The sequence below is a fragment of the Aggregatibacter sp. HMT-949 genome, from assembly GCF_041734645.1.
Lineage (GTDB): Bacteria > Pseudomonadota > Gammaproteobacteria > Enterobacterales > Pasteurellaceae > Rodentibacter.
Genome location: NZ_CP162010.1, coordinates 389,027 through 407,016, shown reverse-complemented (window position 1 = coordinate 407,016; position 17,990 = coordinate 389,027). Strand labels below are relative to the sequence as shown.

At 42.8% G+C, this 17,990-nt stretch carries 20 protein-coding genes and 1 pseudogene; 11 read left to right on the top strand and 10 right to left on the bottom strand.

All coding sequences use genetic code 11. The features are described 5' to 3' along the window. Positions 1-92: 92 nt before the first annotated feature. The 4 genes from radC (at position 93) to mutM (ending at position 2,254) form a co-directional block, all read left to right on the top strand. A complete protein-coding gene (gene radC, locus AB3F25_RS02075; protein WP_373604307.1) occupies positions 93-737 on the top strand; it encodes a DNA repair protein RadC in 645 nt (214 codons plus the stop codon). A gap of 213 nt (positions 738-950) precedes the next feature. Further along, on the top strand, positions 951-1,187 hold the full coding sequence (rpmB, locus tag AB3F25_RS02070; RefSeq protein ID WP_005542826.1) for a 50S ribosomal protein L28: 237 nt from the start codon (positions 951-953) through the stop codon (positions 1,185-1,187). Positions 1,188-1,198: 11 nt separating this feature from the next. Then, a complete protein-coding gene (rpmG, locus tag AB3F25_RS02065; protein ID WP_005613503.1) occupies positions 1,199-1,369 on the top strand; it encodes a 50S ribosomal protein L33 in 171 nt (56 codons plus the stop codon). Positions 1,370-1,438: 69 nt separating this feature from the next. Further along, positions 1,439-2,254: a bifunctional DNA-formamidopyrimidine glycosylase/DNA-(apurinic or apyrimidinic site) lyase gene (mutM, locus tag AB3F25_RS02060; RefSeq protein ID WP_373603870.1), complete on the top strand. Its 816-nt coding sequence runs from the start codon at positions 1,439-1,441 to the stop codon at positions 2,252-2,254. 22 nt (positions 2,255-2,276) lie between these two features. Here mutM and AB3F25_RS02055 read toward each other — a convergent pair whose 3' ends face one another. The 3 genes and pseudogenes from AB3F25_RS02055 to AB3F25_RS02045 all read right to left on the bottom strand — a co-directional run. Further along, complete coding sequence (locus AB3F25_RS02055; RefSeq protein WP_373603869.1) at positions 2,277-2,993, bottom strand: DUF554 domain-containing protein; 717 nt, start codon at positions 2,991-2,993, stop codon at positions 2,277-2,279. 42 nt (positions 2,994-3,035) lie between these two features. Then, on the bottom strand, positions 3,036-3,548 hold the full coding sequence (locus AB3F25_RS02050; protein WP_373603868.1) for an MltR family transcriptional regulator: 513 nt from the start codon (positions 3,546-3,548) through the stop codon (positions 3,036-3,038). Between the two features lie 77 nt (positions 3,549-3,625). Then, positions 3,626-4,255 (bottom strand): annotated as a pseudogene (locus AB3F25_RS02045) (mannitol-1-phosphate 5-dehydrogenase); the annotation flags it as partial. A 504-nt stretch (positions 4,256-4,759) separates the two neighbouring features. Between AB3F25_RS02045 and nrfA the strand changes: the two are divergent. The 4 genes from nrfA to nrfD all read left to right on the top strand — a co-directional run bounded on the left by nrfA (position 4,760) and on the right by nrfD (position 8,640). Then, a complete protein-coding gene (gene nrfA, locus AB3F25_RS02040) occupies positions 4,760-6,283 on the top strand; it encodes an ammonia-forming nitrite reductase cytochrome c552 subunit (protein WP_373603867.1) in 1,524 nt (507 codons plus the stop codon). A 67-nt stretch (positions 6,284-6,350) separates the two neighbouring features. Next, on the top strand, positions 6,351-7,004 hold the full coding sequence (gene nrfB, locus AB3F25_RS02035; RefSeq protein WP_373603866.1) for a cytochrome c nitrite reductase pentaheme subunit: 654 nt from the start codon (positions 6,351-6,353) through the stop codon (positions 7,002-7,004). Further along, a complete protein-coding gene (nrfC, locus tag AB3F25_RS02030) occupies positions 7,001-7,678 on the top strand; it encodes a cytochrome c nitrite reductase Fe-S protein (protein WP_373603865.1) in 678 nt (225 codons plus the stop codon). The genes nrfB and nrfC overlap by 4 nt, the downstream gene beginning before the upstream one ends. Continuing rightward, the gene (nrfD, locus tag AB3F25_RS02025) at positions 7,675-8,640 is read left to right on the top strand and encodes a cytochrome c nitrite reductase subunit NrfD (RefSeq protein WP_373603864.1); all 966 of its coding nucleotides are present in this window, start codon (positions 7,675-7,677) and stop codon (positions 8,638-8,640) included. The genes nrfC and nrfD overlap by 4 nt, the downstream gene beginning before the upstream one ends. Positions 8,641-8,822: 182 nt before the next feature. On the opposite strand, the gene rng is transcribed toward nrfD, so the two are convergent. Then, positions 8,823-10,298: a ribonuclease G gene (rng, locus tag AB3F25_RS02020; protein WP_373603863.1), complete on the bottom strand. Its 1,476-nt coding sequence runs from the start codon at positions 10,296-10,298 to the stop codon at positions 8,823-8,825. A gap of 101 nt (positions 10,299-10,399) precedes the next feature. Between rng and putP the strand changes: the two genes are divergently transcribed. The 3 genes from putP (at position 10,400) to AB3F25_RS02005 (ending at position 13,212) form a co-directional block, all read left to right on the top strand. Next, a complete protein-coding gene (gene putP, locus AB3F25_RS02015) occupies positions 10,400-11,914 on the top strand; it encodes a sodium/proline symporter PutP (RefSeq protein WP_373603862.1) in 1,515 nt (504 codons plus the stop codon). Beyond that, positions 11,911-12,876 (top strand): tRNA 5-methoxyuridine(34)/uridine 5-oxyacetic acid(34) synthase CmoB, encoded by a 966-nt coding sequence (cmoB, locus tag AB3F25_RS02010; RefSeq protein WP_373603861.1) that lies wholly within the window; start codon positions 11,911-11,913, stop codon positions 12,874-12,876. Before putP ends, cmoB begins: the two co-directional genes overlap by 4 nt. A gap of 174 nt (positions 12,877-13,050) precedes the next feature. After that, positions 13,051-13,212 carry a hypothetical protein gene (locus AB3F25_RS02005; RefSeq protein WP_373603860.1) on the top strand — a complete coding sequence of 54 codons (162 nt, stop codon included), beginning with the start codon at positions 13,051-13,053 and terminating at the stop codon, positions 13,210-13,212. On the opposite strand, the gene ccmI is transcribed toward AB3F25_RS02005, so the two are convergent. From ccmI to ccmD, 6 genes are all read right to left on the bottom strand, one after another. Further along, the gene (ccmI, locus tag AB3F25_RS02000) at positions 13,199-14,119 is read right to left on the bottom strand and encodes a c-type cytochrome biogenesis protein CcmI (RefSeq protein WP_373603859.1); all 921 of its coding nucleotides are present in this window, start codon (positions 14,117-14,119) and stop codon (positions 13,199-13,201) included. The genes AB3F25_RS02005 and ccmI overlap by 14 nt on opposite strands. After that, a complete protein-coding gene (locus AB3F25_RS01995; RefSeq protein ID WP_373603858.1) occupies positions 14,120-14,584 on the bottom strand; it encodes a cytochrome c-type biogenesis protein in 465 nt (154 codons plus the stop codon). Then, positions 14,581-15,129 (bottom strand): DsbE family thiol:disulfide interchange protein, encoded by a 549-nt coding sequence (locus AB3F25_RS01990; RefSeq protein ID WP_373603857.1) that lies wholly within the window; start codon positions 15,127-15,129, stop codon positions 14,581-14,583. The genes AB3F25_RS01995 and AB3F25_RS01990 overlap by 4 nt, the downstream gene beginning before the upstream one ends. A gap of 183 nt (positions 15,130-15,312) precedes the next feature. Beyond that, positions 15,313-17,259, bottom strand: coding sequence for a heme lyase CcmF/NrfE family subunit (locus AB3F25_RS01985; RefSeq protein WP_373603856.1), 1,947 nt, complete (start codon positions 17,257-17,259; stop codon positions 15,313-15,315). Further along, a complete protein-coding gene (gene ccmE / locus AB3F25_RS01980; protein WP_373603855.1) occupies positions 17,256-17,777 on the bottom strand; it encodes a cytochrome c maturation protein CcmE in 522 nt (173 codons plus the stop codon). Before ccmE ends, AB3F25_RS01985 begins: the two co-directional genes overlap by 4 nt. After that, positions 17,774-17,980 carry a heme exporter protein CcmD gene (ccmD, locus tag AB3F25_RS01975; RefSeq protein WP_373603854.1) on the bottom strand — a complete coding sequence of 69 codons (207 nt, stop codon included), beginning with the start codon at positions 17,978-17,980 and terminating at the stop codon, positions 17,774-17,776. Before ccmD ends, ccmE begins: the two co-directional genes overlap by 4 nt. Between the last annotated feature and the right edge of the window lie 10 nt (positions 17,981-17,990).

The following is a 17,990-nucleotide window of genomic DNA, read 5'->3' as shown; positions in this document are numbered from 1 at the left end:
GCTTTAATTCGCATTAAAACAAGGCATCGAACAAAATCCGCGATATTTTTAGCCCGACAACAATAGAAGGAAAAATGCAATCTCACGAATTAATGCCTCGCGAAAAATTATTGCAATTCGGTGCATCCGCTCTTTCAGATCGCGAACTTTTAGCCATTTTCCTGCGTACCGGTATAAAAGGTTGTCCCGTTATGCAACTTTCCGAACAAGTGTTAAAACATTTCGGTTCACTTCGCGCCTTACTTTCAGCAAATCAGAAATCCTTTTGCGATATGAAAGGTTTAGGCATTACGCAATTTATTCAACTGCAAGCCACGACTGAAATGACAAAACGTTATCTTCAACAAGAAATATTTGCTTCACAAATTTTTCAAGAGTCCGAAATCGTCAAGCTCTATTTACACACAGAATTACAACATGAAGAACGTGAAGTATTTATGGTGTTATTTTTAGATAATCAGCATCGATTAATTAAAAAGGAACGGTTATTTCTAGGCACAATTAATGTTTCTACGGTTTATCCGCGCGAAATTATTAAGGAAGCACTTTATTGTAATGCGGCGGCAATGATCTTAGCGCATAATCATCCTTCCGGCGTTTGTGAACCCAGTTATGCCGACCAAACCATTACGCGAAAAATTATTGAAGCTGCAGACTTAATGGAAATTAGGATTTTAGATCACATAATTGTCGGAAAAAGCGATTGTTATTCTTTTGCGGAACACAATTTACTATAACGTTACCACTAAACTGCATATTTTTTTATCGTTCGCATTTCGGAAAAACGCATTTCTACTTGAGAAATAAAAATAAAGTCAGTATAATTTGCGGCCTTTAATATAGTAAGCGGGTCGGATTAGCGCGACCTGACGAGGTAGCAGGCCGGTTTACCCCGGTTTAAACAGTCCGAACCGTAAGCTCGAGCTTATATTTAGTTATTGGAGATTATTATGTCTAGAGTTTGTCAAGTAACAGGCAAGCGTCCAGCTGTGGGTAACAATCGCTCACACGCAATGAATGCGACACGTCGTCGCTTTCTTCCAAATCTTCACACTCACCGCTTCTGGGTTGAGTCTGAAAACCGTTTTGTAACCTTGCGTTTAACCGCGAAAGGTATGCGTATTATTGATAAAAAAGGCATTGATGCAGTGTTAGCTGAAATCCGTGCTCGTGGTGAAAAAATTTAAGGAGCTAAAACATGGCAGCTAAAGGCGCTCGTGAGAAAATCCGTTTAGTTTCTACTGCAGAGACCGGTCACTTCTACACAACTGATAAAAATAAACGTAACATGCCTGAAAAAATGGAAATCAAAAAATTTGATCCGGTAGTACGTAAACACGTTATCTATAAAGAAGCAAAAATCAAATAATTTTGCCGATTCTAAAAACCCGACTCGTTCGGGTTTTTTTATACCAAAAATTTATCATGGAAATAAACAATGCCCGAATTACCAGAAGTTGAAACCGCACTGCGTGGCGTAACTCCTTATTTAAAAGGTTTTATCATTGAAAAAATCGTCGTTCGACAACCCAAACTACGTTGGACGGTTTCGCCCGAATTAACAGAATTAAAGGACGTAAAAGTATTAAATCTCACTCGCCGTGCCAAATATCTAATCATTCACACGGAAAAAGGCTATATCATCGGACATTTGGGTATGTCCGGATCAGTACGAATCGTGTCGCACGACAGCCCTATCAATAAGCACGATCATGTAGATATCGTAATGAGCAATGGAAAGCTATTGCGTTATAACGATCCTCGACGCTTTGGCGCCTGGCTTTGGACGGATAATTTAGAGGAATTTCATTTGTTCTTAAAACTTGGACCGGAGCCACTTTCAGAGGAATTTAGCGGAGAATATTTGTTTAAAAAGTCTCGCCAAAAATCAATCGCACTTAAAGTCTTTCTAATGGACAATGCGGTGGTCGTCGGCGTGGGCAACATTTATGCCAACGAAACGCTCTTTTTATGCGGACTTCATCCGTTAAAATTAGCTAAAAATCTTACTCGTAAACAATGCGAATTATTGGTCGAGACGATAAAAGCCGTACTGACGAAATCCATCGTTCAAGGCGGAACAACACTCAAAGACTTCTTACAACCCGACGGTCGCCCCGGTTATTTCGCACAATCGCTTTTGGTTTACGGTAACAAAAGCAAACCATGCCCCCAATGCGGTGCTAAAATCGAATCTCTCGTGATCGGTCAACGCAATAGCTATTTTTGTCCGCATTGTCAGAAGAAAAAATAAGGCGCCTGATGCGCCTCTTTTTTTAGAAAAATACCGTCCAATAATGAGAAATCGGCATCACTAGTAATAGTGCCGGTAACATATTTGCTACGCGAAACAATTGAATATTACAAATACGAAATCCCGCGGCAATCATCAGCACGCCACCGACCGCGGCAAAATCAGCACGCATTTCGGGCGAGACAAAAGGAATAATAGATACCGCAGAATAAGCTAATAACAGCTGTAACAAAGTTTGCGGAATAAAAATACTCGCCACGGCATAACCTAAACTTGTGGCAAAAATGATTGCGGTGAAAAAATCCAGAAAAGACTTCACAATTAAAATACTGATATCGCCTGTCATACCTTCATTGATTGCGCCGAAAATGCCTGTTCCACTGAAAGAAAATAAAATCATAATCGCTACAAATTTTGATAAAAATTCTTCGTGACTCAAGCGATTGCCGCCATGCGCAAACAATTTCTCAACAATACCTTTCGCGGACGATGCTAATTTATTAATACCGTTTTCCAGCAAAATAATTTCACCTAAAATCGCCCCAAGTAGTACGGCTAAAATCATCGCAGGCATATTGGCAACTTTCGCCACCATCACAATCCCCATACACAGGGAACAAAGTCCGAAAATCAAGGTTAAATTTATTTGTAAACGTTCCGGAATGCGCCCGCCAAGCAAAGCACCGATCAAAGCACCGCTCACTATTGCAAGCGCGTTAATATAGGGTCCGATAATCATATTACCTCCGTTATAAAAACAACATTATAAAGAAGAACCGCATTAAAACGGGCTTTCTATTTGTAGCCTATCGTATATGTCCGTAATCGCAAGGATTAAACAGGAACGTACTAGTTTTTCTTTGCGTCGTTGTTTTATTTGAAAAAGCAAAGAATCGGCGGAAGTCGGTTCGAAAGGGAAATTTAATAGAGCCTTATCTGTTACAAAATGTAAGTTTTGTGCAAACTCAATGATTTTTAAATCAAAAAAATTGTAGTCTTTTTCGTCGTTATTTAACGTTTCTTTTAGCTCTATAAACTGCACGATGTCAGCAAAAACCGACTGTTCCACAATACCCAAACCGAGCAGCACTTTTAAGCGGATACTTAATTCGGAAAGAGGACCTGAGGTTTCAAACAAGGAATCCACTACCGATTTCACAGCAAAATCCGTTTTGCGAAAAACGCGGTTAATTAATTCGTCAATGGTTTCATCAAAAATCGCCACTGCGATGGTGATAAAACCGCGTAGCGACATCGCCTTGTTTAATTTTTCATAAACCTGATCAATAGGCACCTTAAAATCCTTTTAAATAAAAAAATCTCTCAAATTGCATAAAATGATGAGGGCGAATTCTCATTCGCCCTATTCACTTAAATCGCTTGATAAGCCGTGATAATGCGTTCAATTACTGCCTCGTCCTGTAATTCGGTGTATTTTCGCACAGTCTGAGCTACACCATTTTCAGCAAGGGATTTCGCCAGTTCCAAGGCTTGTAAATCCTGTTCGTTACGATATGCCAAGGCCGCAGCAATGGCATTAATCAAATGCTGATTCGGCAAGCCGTATTCCAGCGTGCCACGCAATGGTTTGATTAAACGATCGTTGTAGCTTAATTTACGCAAGGGTTCGCGCCCCACACGATCTACATCGTCCACCAAGAATGGGTTGGCAAAACGTTTGAGAATTTTTTCAATATAGGCTGCGTGCGCCTGCGGGTCGAAACCGTAGCGTTTAATCAACACCGCACCGCTTTCCTGCATGGTGGCTTTTACATCCGCTTTAATGCCTTCATCTTCGATGCTTTCTTTCACGAAGCGATAGCCTTTTAACTTACCAAAGTAGGAAGTAGTGGCGTGCCCGGTGTTCAAGGTGAACAATTTGCGTTCTACAAACGCCATCAGGTTATTGGTTTTTTCCATGCCGCTAATCGACGGGATTTGCCCTTTAAACTGAGTCTCATCCACGATCCACTCGCTAAATTCTTCTACGGTAACCAGCAAAAGCGTCCGAAGCTTTGTATCTTCACTTTTGCATTTGCTGACAACATAAAAAACCTCATTAAAAAGAGTGAGTAAAGTGCGTTCAAAGTAGCATAAGAAAATTTGCACAAAAAATAATTTTATTTAAATTTGTGAATTCAGTCACAATATTTTCGAGTTACGATTTTTAAAAAATGTGATCTTGATCACAAGATTAATCTAAGAAAAATAATTTTGTGATAAAAATCACAAAATTATTCGATATATCACACAATCAATAGCCAAAATAGATGCTCAGTTATTAATTTTCCATCTACCTCCATATAGCTACCTATTTTGATGTATTTATCAAATTTCATTTGATCTAACGCAATATTTTTACAAATCACACTAGAAAATAACCGTACTTTTGATATTGTTACTCTTGAGTCGAGCTCTTTTTTTCGAGTGATTTCAACCACTTAACGAGAATAGTTCGCATTTAAACTTAATTTACTTTTCCCTACTTGTGATGGAGTGATTATCGTGAACGTACTAAGAAAAAGCCTTGTATTGGCGGCTTCGTTCGCAGCCTTAGGCGCCTATAATTCTGCAATGGCGGAGATGGTTTATAAACCGGTTGAGCAACCTGTTGAAGCACCAAACCCAAATTTAAAAATTGAAGCGGTAAATGAAAAGTTTGCCGCCAAATATCCGAAGCAATTTGAATCTTGGAAAGCCACTGAAAAAGGCGATAAGATTATTTATGCTGACGAGCAAGATCCTCGTCTTATCGTATTGTGGGGCGGTTATGCGTTTGCAAAAGAATATAACGCACCGCGCGGTCACGTTTATGCCGTAAAAGATGTGCGTGATATTTTACGTACCGGCGCACCAAAAACAGCTAACGACGGCCCACAGCCAATGGCTTGCTGGACCTGTAAAGGCCCGGATGTTCCGCGTTTAATCGCTGAATGGGGAGAAGAAGGCTATTTTAGCGGTAAATGGGCGAAAGGCGGTGCCGAAGTGGTAAACTCCATCGGTTGTGCCGACTGTCACGACACTACTTCCAAAGACTTTGCCGAAGGCAAACCGGCACTGCGTATAGCCCGTCCACACGTTTTACGAGCGTTGGATCATTTGAACACCGCATTGCAAGCTCGCGCTAAAGCCGAAGGTAAAGAGCAATCTAATCTTAGTTTTAACACGGCGGCACGTACTGAACAACGCGCAGAAGTATGCGCCAACTGTCACGTTGAGTACTACTTCGCCGGTGATTTAAAACAAGTTACCTTCCCGTGGAATAACGGTCAAACCGTAGATGACATTGAAAAATACTATGATGACATCGGTTTCAGCGACTGGACTCACTCTTTATCTAAAGCACCAATGTTGAAAGCACAACACCCTGACTTCGAAATTTGGTCTTTAGGTATGCATGGAAAAAATGGCGTAACCTGTATTGACTGCCATATGCCTAAAGTGCAAGGTGCGGACGGTAAAGTTTACACCGATCATCAAATCCAAAATCCATTCGATGCTTTCGATTCAACTTGCGCGAACTGTCACGATCAAAGCAAGGAAAAACTCAAAGACATCGTCGCTTCACGTAAAAAAGAAGTGAAAGATGTAATGGGGCGTTTAGAAGATCAAGTCGTCAAAGCTCACTTTGAAGCGAAGGCTGCTTGGGATGCAGGCGCAACCAAGGAAGAAATGGAAGCGGCATTAATGGATATTCGTCATGCCCAATGGCGCTGGGACTACGCGGCGGCAAGCCACGGTGGTCATATGCACGCACCTGACGTCATGCTTCGCGTATTAGGTTCCGGTTTAGACAAAGCCGCTGATGCTCGTGCAAAACTAGCGGTTATTTTAACCAAACATAACGTGAAAACACCGGTTGAAGTGCCTGATATTTCTACTGCGGAAAAAGCCTGGAAAGTGATGGGCATTGATATTGAAAAAGAACGTAAAGCCAAAGAAGAATTCTTAAAAACTGTTGTACCTCAATGGGAAAAAGAAGCGAAAGCCTCCGGCAAATTAGCTGAAGATACCGCAACAAAACAATAAGAAAAATCACCGCACTTTTGTGCTTAAAAGTGCGGTCGTTTTTAACGAAAAATTTGAGGTAACCCAAATGAATTTAACTTCTTTACTTCGCAACATGGTAAAAGCAGCCACCGTTATCGCGCTTGCCGCTTCTGTACCAATGTTTGTTCACGCGCAAGATGATGAGGCAAAAACCTATCAGCCGCAATTAGACAATCAGCGTGATCCGAATCAATATTGTGCAAAATGTCACAAATTCGACAAGGTTGATAAAAACCAAACCTTGGATCAATCCGGCGGTGAATTGCACTTTGGTAAATTTCACGGTGCACACTTAAATCAAAAGAACCCGAACAACGGTAAACCTATTACTTGTGTCAGCTGTCACGGTAATATCTCTGAAGATCACCGTCGTGGTGCGAAAGATGTAATGCGTTTTGACGGAGATATTTTTGGCGATAAAAAACCAATGTATTCAGCACAAGAACAAAACCAAGTGTGTTTTGCTTGTCACCAACCGGATAAATTACGCGAAAAACTTTGGGCACATGATGTCCACGCAATGAAATTGCCTTGTGCAAGTTGTCACACCCTTCATCCAAAAGACGAAGCAATGAAAGGCATTAAACCCAAAGAACGCGTAAAACTTTGTGTTGATTGTCACGGTGAACAACAAAAACGTAAAGCCGAACAGGAAAACGCAGATAAACAATCTTCAACCGAACAAAAGGATAAACAATGACAGCTTGCTCACGCCGAAACTTTGTTTCCGGCATGGGGGCGGTAATCCTTATGACGGGAACATCCATCACTTCTTTAGCAAAAGAAGAAAAGGCGGATAAACCAAAACGTTACGCTATGGTGCACGATGAAACGGCTTGTATCGGCTGTACGGCCTGTATGGATGCTTGTCGCGAAACCAATCATGTACCCGAAGGCGTATCCCGCTTGGAAATTTTACGCAGCGAACCTTACGGCGAATTTCCAAATCAGGAATATGAGTTTTTCCGTCAATCTTGTCAGCATTGCACAAATGCGCCTTGTGTGGCGGTTTGTCCGACCGGTGCCTCTTTTATTGATAAAGAAACCGGCATTGTCGATGTACATAAAGATCTTTGCGTAGGCTGCCAATATTGCATCGCGGTTTGTCCATATCGCGTACGTTTCATTCATCCTGTACATCGTACCGCGGATAAATGTAACTTCTGTCGCGACACGAACCTCGCTAACGGCAAACAACCTGCTTGTGTAGAAGCCTGTCCGACCAAAGCACTCACCTTTGGTGATATGAACGATCCAATGAGTGATGTGGCACGTAAAGTGAAAGAAAAACCAGTTTATCGCACGAAAGTGGAATTAGGTACGCAACCGAATCTTTACCATATTCCATTCCAACATGGGGAGCCTAGAAGATGACGTTAGATTATCCAGTGCCATTCCATACACCTAATCTCGTATGGGATTCAACCATTGCGATCTACTTGTTTCTACTCGGTATTTCCTCCGGAGCCGTACAATTAGCTATCGCTTACAAACGCAGCCATAAACTCGAAAATCCCAACCAAAACTGGATTATTCGAGCTGGTGTCATTTTAGGATCTATCCCGACTTTAATCGGTTTAACCCTATTAATTTTCCACTTGGCTCGTCCTTGGACATTCTGGAAATTGATGTTTAACTATCAATTCAACTCCGTTATGTCAATGGGGGTAATGCTGTTCCAAGTTTATATGCTGTTTTTAGTGGCATGGGGCATAGTGATTTTCAAAAATGAAATCGCTGCTTTGATTAATCGTTTTTTACCAAAACTTAGCTTTGCCCTAAAAGTTATACCAGTGCTTGAGCGCATGGTTGGTGTAGTAGAAGTCTTGCTTTTTGTATTAGCAGCCGTGCTTGGTGCATATACCGGTTTCTTGCTTTCCGCATTAATCAGCTATCCGATGCTAAACAATCCTGTACTCCCTGCATTGTTCCTCGCATCGGGGACCTCGTCTGGTATCGCTGCAACCTTCTTGATCATTTTAATTGCCGGCAAACTTAAAGGCGATTCTCACGAATCCCACTTCATCCATAAATTTGAAGTGCCGATTATGGTGACTGAGCTTGGGTTATTAGTGTGCTTCTTCGTAGGTTTATACTTCGGTGGCGGACAAAAAGTCGTTGCATTACACAATGCATTATCGGGATTCTGGGGAGCGGTATTTTGGATTGGAGTATTCTTTATCGGTATTTTAATTCCATTAATCGCAAATCTGTTCGTCAGCGACCGCTTGAAATATAACCGCAACTTTATCATATTAGTGTCTATTTTCGACCTAATCGGCGTGTTGTGCTTGCGTTACTTTATTTTATATGCAGGACAGTTAACGATTGCCTAATGGTTAGACGATAAAAATAAATAAAAACAATCTGCACCTAAAAGTCGCCTTTACGCCGACCCATTAAGGTGCAGATTTTTTATTTTCAATAACGATGACATTTTTACATTATTCTAACAGCACCGCATTGGAGCCTTTCAATGCGGTGCTATTTTGAACCTTAACCGCATCATACCGAAGGATTACATAACCACCACATCAAATTGTTCTTGATTATAAAACTGTTCGGTTTTCACTTGTACCCGCTTACCAATAAACATTTCAACCTCCGGCAATAATCCGTGAGATTCCTCGTTAATCAGATATTCTGCTACCAAGGGTGATGCATAGACTACGAACTGCTCACTGCTAAACAAATGATATACACGGATAATTTCCCGCATAATTTCGTAACACACGGTTTCCACAGTTTTTACGCGTCCACGTCCTTGGCATGCAGCGCATTCTCCGCACAGAATATGCTCCAAACTTTCCCGCGTACGTTTACGGGTCATTTCCACCAAGCCCAACTGGGTAAAACCGTTCACATTGGTTCTCACGCGATCTTTAGCCAATGCATCTTGCAATGATTCCAATACTCGAATGCGGTGCTCTTCCAGTTGCATATCGATAAAATCAATGATGATAATGCCGCCGAGATTTCGGAGTTGAAGTTGTTGAGCGATAGCTTTCGTTGCCTCGATATTGGTGTTAAAAATCGTCTCTTCCAAATCCCGATGCCCGACAAACGCGCCGGTATTGATGTCGATAGTCGTCATCGCTTCCGTTTGTTCGATAATAAGATAACCACCGGATTTTAAATTTACCCGCCGTTCTAAGGCTTGTTGAATTCCGTTTTCCACACCGAACACGTCAAAAATCGGTTGATTTCCAGTATAAAGTACCAATTTGTCACTTAATTCCGGCATAAATTCGTCGGTAAATTCCTTCACTTCGGAAAAACAAAGTTTGGAATCAATGCGGATTTTCTCCAATGTTGTACCGATAAAATCACGCAAAATCCGCTGTGGCAAAGCGGGTTCGCCATAAATTTTAGAGCGGGTCGGATATTTACTCTTGCGCTCTAGCACCTTGCGCCATAAACGCTTCAAAAATTCTGCGTCTTGACGCAATTCCTCTTCGCTCGCCCCTTCCGTTGCGGTGCGAATAATAAACCCGCCGAGCTCGTCACAAAAAGGCGCCACCAAAGCTTTTAAACGCATACGCTCTTCTTCGCTTTCGATCCGTTGGGATACGCCCACGTGACTATTCTCCGGCATAAATACCAAATAGCGAGACGGCAACGTAATATCCGTAGTTAAACGCGCGCCCTTAGTGCCGAGGGGATCTTTTACCACTTGCACAACAATGTCCTGCCCCTCGCGGACTAATTCGGAAATACTTTTTACTTTGAACTGTTTTTGTTCGCTTTCATCTACGCATTCGGTGTGCGACACAATATCGGAAGCATGCAAAAATGCGGCCTTTTCCAATCCGATATCAACAAAAGCAGATTGCATACCGGGCAATACGCGCGTTACCCGGCCTTTATAAATATTCCCCACGATACCCCGCTTGGCTTGGCGCTCAATATGTACTTCTTTTAATACGCCCGACTCCATCAATGCAATACGCGTTTCATTGGGTGTAACGTTCATTAATAACTCAACAGCATCCATTTTATCGTCTCTAAATATTGTTTTAACGCGTGGAATGATAGTCCTAAATAAGGTAAAATGCGAGCTTTCTCAAATTTCCGACATATTTCTTGGGGCTATTAATGCTTGGTTTTGACCCGACGCTGATTACATTCACGATTTATATTTTCGGTATGCTGCTTATCGGCCTACTGGCTTATTATTATACGAACAATTTATCGGATTACATTTTAGGCGGTCGCCGTTTAGGTAGCTTTGTTACAGCAATGTCGGCGGGGGCATCGGATATGTCAGGTTGGTTGCTGATGGGCTTACCCGGTGCAGTTTATTTATCGGGCTTAGTTGAAGGTTGGATTGCCATCGGCTTAGTGCTCGGCGCCTATTTTAACTGGCTATTAGTTGCCGGACGTTTACGCGTTTATACCGAGCTTAACAATAACGCCCTCACACTACCGGAATATTTTCACAATCGTTTTGGTGCCTCACATAAATTCCTAAAACTGATTTCGGCAGCGATTATTTTGGTCTTTTTTACCGTTTATTGCGCTTCCGGCGTGGTGGCGGGCGCGAAACTGTTCCAAAATTTATTTTTAGTAGGATATTCAACCGCGCTTTGGTATGGTGCCGCGGCAACCGTGGCCTACACCTTTATAGGCGGTTTCTTAGCCGTAAGTTGGACCGATACCATTCAGGCCACACTTATGATCTTTGCCTTAATTCTCACCCCTATTTTCGTATTACTAAGTATCAGCGATACCACCCAATTTTCCACCGTATTAGAACAAGCGGAAATGGCTGCGCACAAAAACTTCACCGATTTATTTTCCTCCGCTACACCATTGGGCTTGTTGAGCCTAGCTGCTTGGGGATTGGGATATTTCGGGCAACCACATATTTTGACGCGTTTTATGGCGGCCTATTCGGTGAAATCATTGGTTAAAGCACGTCGCATCAGCATGAGTTGGATGGCACTTTGCCTTGGCGGCGCCATTGGCATTGGTTTCTTTGCCATTCCTTATTTCTTCGCCAATCCACAACTTGCCGACACGGTAAATCGTGAACCTGAACAAGTATTTATCGAACTGGCAAAATTATTATTTAACCCATGGATTGCCGGTATTCTGTTATCCGCTATTCTAGCCGCCGTAATGAGCACCTTAAGCGCGCAATTATTGATTTCATCGAGCTCCATTACGGAAGATTTCTACAAAGGTTTCATTCGACCTCAGGCCTCCGAAAAAGAGCTGGTTTGGCTGGGGCGTACTATGGTGCTGGTCATTGCAGCGCTTGCCATCTGGATTGCGCGAGATGAAAACAGCAAGGTATTAAAACTCGTGGAGTTCGCCTGGGCCGGTTTCGGCAGCGCATTCGGCCCCGTCGTACTATTCTCGTTGTTTTGGAAACGCATGAATGCAGCCGGCGCTATGGTAGGAATGTTAGTCGGCGCGATTACGGTGTTCTCGTGGAAAGCAATACTTCCAAGCGACAGCGATTGGTTTAAAGTATATGAAATGATTCCCGGATTTGTACTCGCAAGCGCGGCCATTGTCATCGTTTCACTCATTTCCGGCAAACCAAAACAAGATGTATTAGAACTGTTTAACAAAGCAGAAAAAACCTATAAGGAGGCAAAATGATCGATTTTCGCCCTTTTTATCAACAAATCGCTACAAGTTCTTTATCTGATTGGTTGGAAACGCTTCCCCTTCAATTAAAAGAATGGGAAAAACAAACCCACGGTGATTACGCTAAATGGTCAAAAATTGTAGATCTTCTGCCCGATTTATCGGCCGACAGCATAGAACTCAACGAAGGTGTCAAATCGCACCGCATTGAAGCCTTGTCGGACGGGGAACAACAACGCATCATCCATCATCTAAAACAACTCATGCCGTGGCGCAAAGGTCCATATCACCTGTTCGGCATTCACGTAGATTGCGAATGGCGTTCCGATTTTAAATGGGATCGCGTGCTACCTCACCTTGCGCCACTACAAGATCGGGTTATTTTAGATGTCGGTTGTGGCAGCGGTTATCATATGTGGCGGATGCTGGGTGAAGGCGCCAAAATGATAGTGGGCATTGATCCGACCGAGCTTTTTCTATGTCAATTTGAGGCGGTGCGCAAACTGCTCAATAATGATCGCCGCGCTAATTTGATTCCGCTCGGCATCGAGCAAATGCAACCGCTTGCCGCATTTGATACGGTATTTTCCATGGGCGTGCTTTATCACCGCAAATCGCCTTTGGATCATTTAACCCAGTTGAAAAATCAACTGAAGACAGGCGGAGAATTAGTATTGGAAACCTTAGTGGTGGACGGCGATGTCAATACCGTTTTAGTGCCTGCAGAGCGCTACGCGAAAATGAAAAATGTGTATTTTATTCCGTCTGTTGCGGCACTCATAAATTGGCTGGAAAAAGCTAACTTTCGCAATGTCCGCTGCGTAGATGTGGCAACCACGACACTCGAAGAACAACGCAAAACCGATTGGCTGGAAAATGAAAGCCTTATCGATTTCTTAGATCCAACGGATCACAGTAAAACTGTCGAAGGCTACCCGGCGCCGAAAAGAGCGGTAATTTTGGCGAATAAATAACGAATTAAGGGAAATGGCATTATCTATTTCCCTTTTGTTTGGCTTAAAAAGGAATATTAAAAAATTTCTATGCGTTTATTATTAATAATGTGGATAAATTTAAAACGCTTTGATATGTCGGATGCGCAATGGAAACCTTTGAGCGAATTTTTTTGATAAAAATAGCAGCCAATTTTGACCGCTATTTTCATCTTAAAATATTATTTCACAGGCTTTCGCACGATATTATGTAGCAAAGGCAAACAGCACCGCATTGAAAGTCGCTTCAATGCGGTGCTGTTTTGTGAACTCACTTCAGCGTTGCAACATCACTTTAAGGAGGCTAATTTTGCTTAGGCGTGATGCTTCTCGTTTTCTCTTTTTCTTGCACATCCAATGCATCGCGCGCTGCACGAATACTTTTTTCGATAAGCGGTACGCGTTCATCGTCCTTCGGCATTAAACGCAACATCATTGCCCATGTCACCGCTGCCATTTTATAGTCTTCCGTTTCAAAATAACGAAATGCGAGCAAACTCAAAGCTTCCAGATTGGTATGATCTTGACGAATTACATCGCGCAATAAATCACCGCCTTTGAGTTTATCAGTCGCGTCGTCGGAGAACATTAATACGCGTGCATAGCCCAATTTATATTGCAGATTATCGGGATCGAGCTTATTGGCTTTTTGATAGCTATCAAACGCTAAGCGGGCATCGCCTAAATTCATCCCGATTTGACCGAGCAACCACCACTTTTTCGCGTCGTTCGGATTTTTTTGTAAATCAATTCGAAGCGCAGTGGAAAATTGCTGCATTTCTGCATCACTTAACGGAGCTGTGTCTTCCTCTTTCATTCGATCGTAAAAATACGGCAATTTTGCGTACGTTTGTTCCAACATAGATTCCGCTTGCCAAGCGCCCACCATAAAATAAGACGAGCCGGCAATAATACCCAAGGCTAACAGGCCGGAAACGAACCAAATTTTGCCGTAGGACTTACGATCCGGCACCGCATTGGAGGGGCTTTCGCTCGGTACATCGTCCAACAAAGTTTTTTGTAACTCTTGTTTAAGCTGCACAACGTTTTCCACTAAACCTTGCGCATCGTCTTGTTCTATTTCCTGTAAACGCGAAAAATACAGCGCCTTATTCAAATCATCGCGTTTTTGTTCGTCTTTCTGTTTAAATCGGGATAACAAAGGATAAAAACAAATTAATGCGATCAATAAAGTTATCGCCGCTAAACTTAATACAAAATTCATCTAATTATCCTTTCGATTGAGCAATTCCGCCAAACGCACATTATCTTCGTCGGTTAAAATTTCCTGAGATTTAAGCGCGCTTTTGATTTTTGGTTTGCGTTTTAACAATACCACTACGCCAAACAATACAAATAACAACGGTGCAATCCATAAAATTAAAGTGCTTGCGGTCATAGGCGGATCATAAGTTACAAAATTGCCGTAACGCGCCACCATATAATCCACCACATCATTTTTCGATTTGCCTTCTTGCAATAATTCAAACACTTTTCCGCGCATATCTACGGCAATAGTCGCATTCGAATCTGCGATATTGTTGTTTTGACATTGTGGGCAACGCAGAGATTGGGTGAGCTGGTGATAATCGTGCTCTTGCTGTGCAGAATCAAAATTCAATGCATCGATCGCGGAAAATGTCGTGACGCTAAACAAAAGCATCATAAAAAAAACCGTTAATTTTTTCATTGTGCCCGCTCCGTGAGTTCGTCATAAATCGGTTTTAAGGTTTGCGTCCACACTTTTTCGTTTACATCACCGGCATAACGATAATGAATTACACCTTTGCCATCGACGATAAAAGTTTCCGGTGCGCCGTACACGCCTAAATCCAAGCCGAACGCGCCTTTTTCATCTTTCAATACCGCTTGGTACGGATTACCCAAGTCTTTTAACCATTTAATCGCTTTCGGTGTTTCGTCTTTGTAATCTACGCCCACGATGGTTATGCCGTCTTTGGCGAGTTTGTTCAAATATTGGTGCTCTGCATAGCAAGTCGGGCACCAAGTGGCCCATATATTGAGTAAAATCGGTTTGCCTTGTCGGAACAATTCGTTACCGTAGGTTTTATTTTCAAACAAATCCGTCAATGTTTTTGAGGGCACTGGTTTGCCGACTAAGGCGGATTCCAAAGCTTTAATGTCTTCGCCTTGCGCATTGCGATTAAGCTGCACTAAAAAAGCAATCACTATCGCTAAAAAGAGAATAAGAGGAATGAGTAATTTTTTTTTCATTTTTTACCGTACTTTACAAAGAGATTATTCTTTGTTCCTTCCATTCATGGAAAAGATCAAAGGCGCTAAACAAGGATATCAACGAGCACACAAATCAGCACCGCATTGAAGCCCCGTTCTACCGCCTTGATGATATCTGCTTCTGAATAAACTGTGGAAAAAGCGTTTTCCCGGGGAAGCAAACTATTTTTTCAACAAAGCATTAAATCGATAACGTCGATCAAACATACATAGCAAGCCGCCTAACGCCATAAACAGGCCACCAAGCCAAATCCAACGAATAAACGGTTTGTAATATAAGCGCAGCGCCCAAGAATCATCGTCAAGTTTTTCGCCGAGCGCTACATAAAGATCGCGCGTTAAACCACCGTCAATCGCAGCTTCGGTCATCGACATACGACTTACGGTGTAGAAACGTTTTTCGGCGAATAAAGTCGCTTCCGGCTTACCGTCTTTCGTAATATCAATTTGCGCTTTACCGCCGATGTAGTTTGGACCGTTGGCATCACTTACGCCAGCGAATTTGAAATCGTAGCGGCCAATTTGCACACTGTCGCCCACCGCCATACGCACATCGCGTTCAACGCTGAAGTTTTGGCTGAAAGCAATCCCCCACACAGTCATCGCGACACCTAAGTGCGCCAACATCATGCCCCAGTGAGAACGGGAAAGTTTGCGCAGGCCCGCGAAAAATGATTCTCGATGCGTAGCACGCTGTTGCAATTCGTAAAATGCTAATAAAACAATAATCGCGGTCATCATGCTACCAAGCACCGCACTCACGACTATTTTATCTTGCAAGAAATAAGGTAAAGCAAAACCTGCAATCGCTGTCACGACAAGACTTGCAATTACCGGCGTACGAATAGCGGAGAATTGGTCGCGGCGCCATTTCACTAGTGGCCCGATGCCGAGCAATAAGGCAAACGGCGTCATAATAATTAAGAACATTTGATCGAAGAACGGTGCACCGATAGAAATCGATCCTAAACCTAGCTGTTTATGCACTAACGGCAGTAAAGTTCCTAAGAACACCACGCAAAGTGCAGTCATTAATAGGATATTATTTAATAACAGCATACTTTCACGCGAATAACGTTCTGCATTATCGCGCGAACGGATTTGACTGCCTTTGTAAGCATAAAGTGCCAGTGACCCGCCGATCACCACTACGAGATATGCCAAAATATACAGGCCGCGGGTCGGATCGGAAGCGAATGCGTGAACAGAAACCAGAATGCCAGAACGGACTAAGAAAGTACCAAGCAAACAGAGGGAAAAGGCGAGAATTGCCAGCAAAACCGTCCAAGCTTTGAATGAACCACGTTTTTCGGTTACGGAAAGCGAATGAATCAATGCGGTACCCGCAAGCCAAGGCATAAATGAGGAGTTTTCTACCGGATCCCAGAACCACCAACCGCCCCAACCCAGTTCGTAATACGCCCACCAAGAACCGAGCACGATACCAAGAGTTAAAAATACCCAAGCAGCAAGCGTCCAGGGGCGTGACCAACGCGCCCAAGCGGAATCTAGTTTGCCGGTCATCAATGAAGCGATGGCGAAGGCGAACGCCACGGAAAAGCCAACATAACCCATATAAAGCAGCGGCGGATGAAAAATTAAACCAACATCTTGCAACATCGGATTAAGTTCTTTACCGTCTACCGGAAAATCTGGGAAAGTTCGTGTGAACGGATTTGATGTGAATAATACGAACAGCACAAACCCCACGCTGATGATGCCCATAATGCCAAGCACACGCGCTACTGCTTCTTGCGGTAAGTGTTTACTCAATAAGGCAACCGCGGCCGACCAAAGCGTTAATAACCAAATCCACAGTAAAAGAGAACCTTCGTGTGAGCCCCAAACGGCGGATAAACGATAATAGATCGGTAAAGTGCTGTTGGAGTTATTCACTACATACTGCACGCTGAAATCATTCACCGCAAATAAATAAAATAAAGCGACGAATGCAATAGTAAGACTGGCAAATAAGCCATAGGTCATCGGGCGCGCCAAGGCCATGAGTTGCAAATTACCTTTTTCCGCGCCCCATAATGGGAAAATGGCGAGCATTAAAGACACAGCCAAACTTAACGCCAATGCATAATTTCCGAGCTCAGCAATCATTTTATGCCTTCTTTTTCTTGCTGATCGCGTACGCTTTCACCTTTTAAATCCGCCGCATTCACGCCCATAGGTTGATGTACTTTTTGCATTTTCTCACCTAATTCCGGTGGTACGTAATTTTCGTCATGCTTCGCCAATACTTCCGTTGCGTTTAAAACTGTCGGTTCAGTTAATACGCCTTGCGCCACTATGCCTTGTCCTTCACGGAATAAATCCGGCAAAATACCTTCGTATTCCACCGTAATCGCCGGACCAATATCATTCAAATCAAAACGTACTTTTAGGCTTTTCGGATCTCGCACTACGGTACCTTCCACTACCATTCCGCCTACGCGGATCCGTTGCCCAACTTCAGGTTTTTGATTTGGGTTATTGTCTTTGCCTTGAATCACTTCGGAGGGAGTATAAAACAAGTCGATATTTTGGCGCAGTGCATACAGCATCAATCCACTAGCAATCGCAATGCCAAGTACGACAAAAATCACGAGTTTAAATCTGGACCTACGTCTTGGATTCATAGTGTATCTCCTTTATTATCGGCTTGCTGTAAACGTACTTCGCGTTGTGCTTCGCGCAATACACTTTGTAACACTGTTTTATGTTGTTTTATGGTTTGTACAATCAAAGCGACAATCGCCACCAAACTAATACCATAAGACAGCCACACGTAAAAACCATAGCCGCCCATATTGAAAAAATCATTCCAGGTTTGGAAGAACATAGCTATTCCT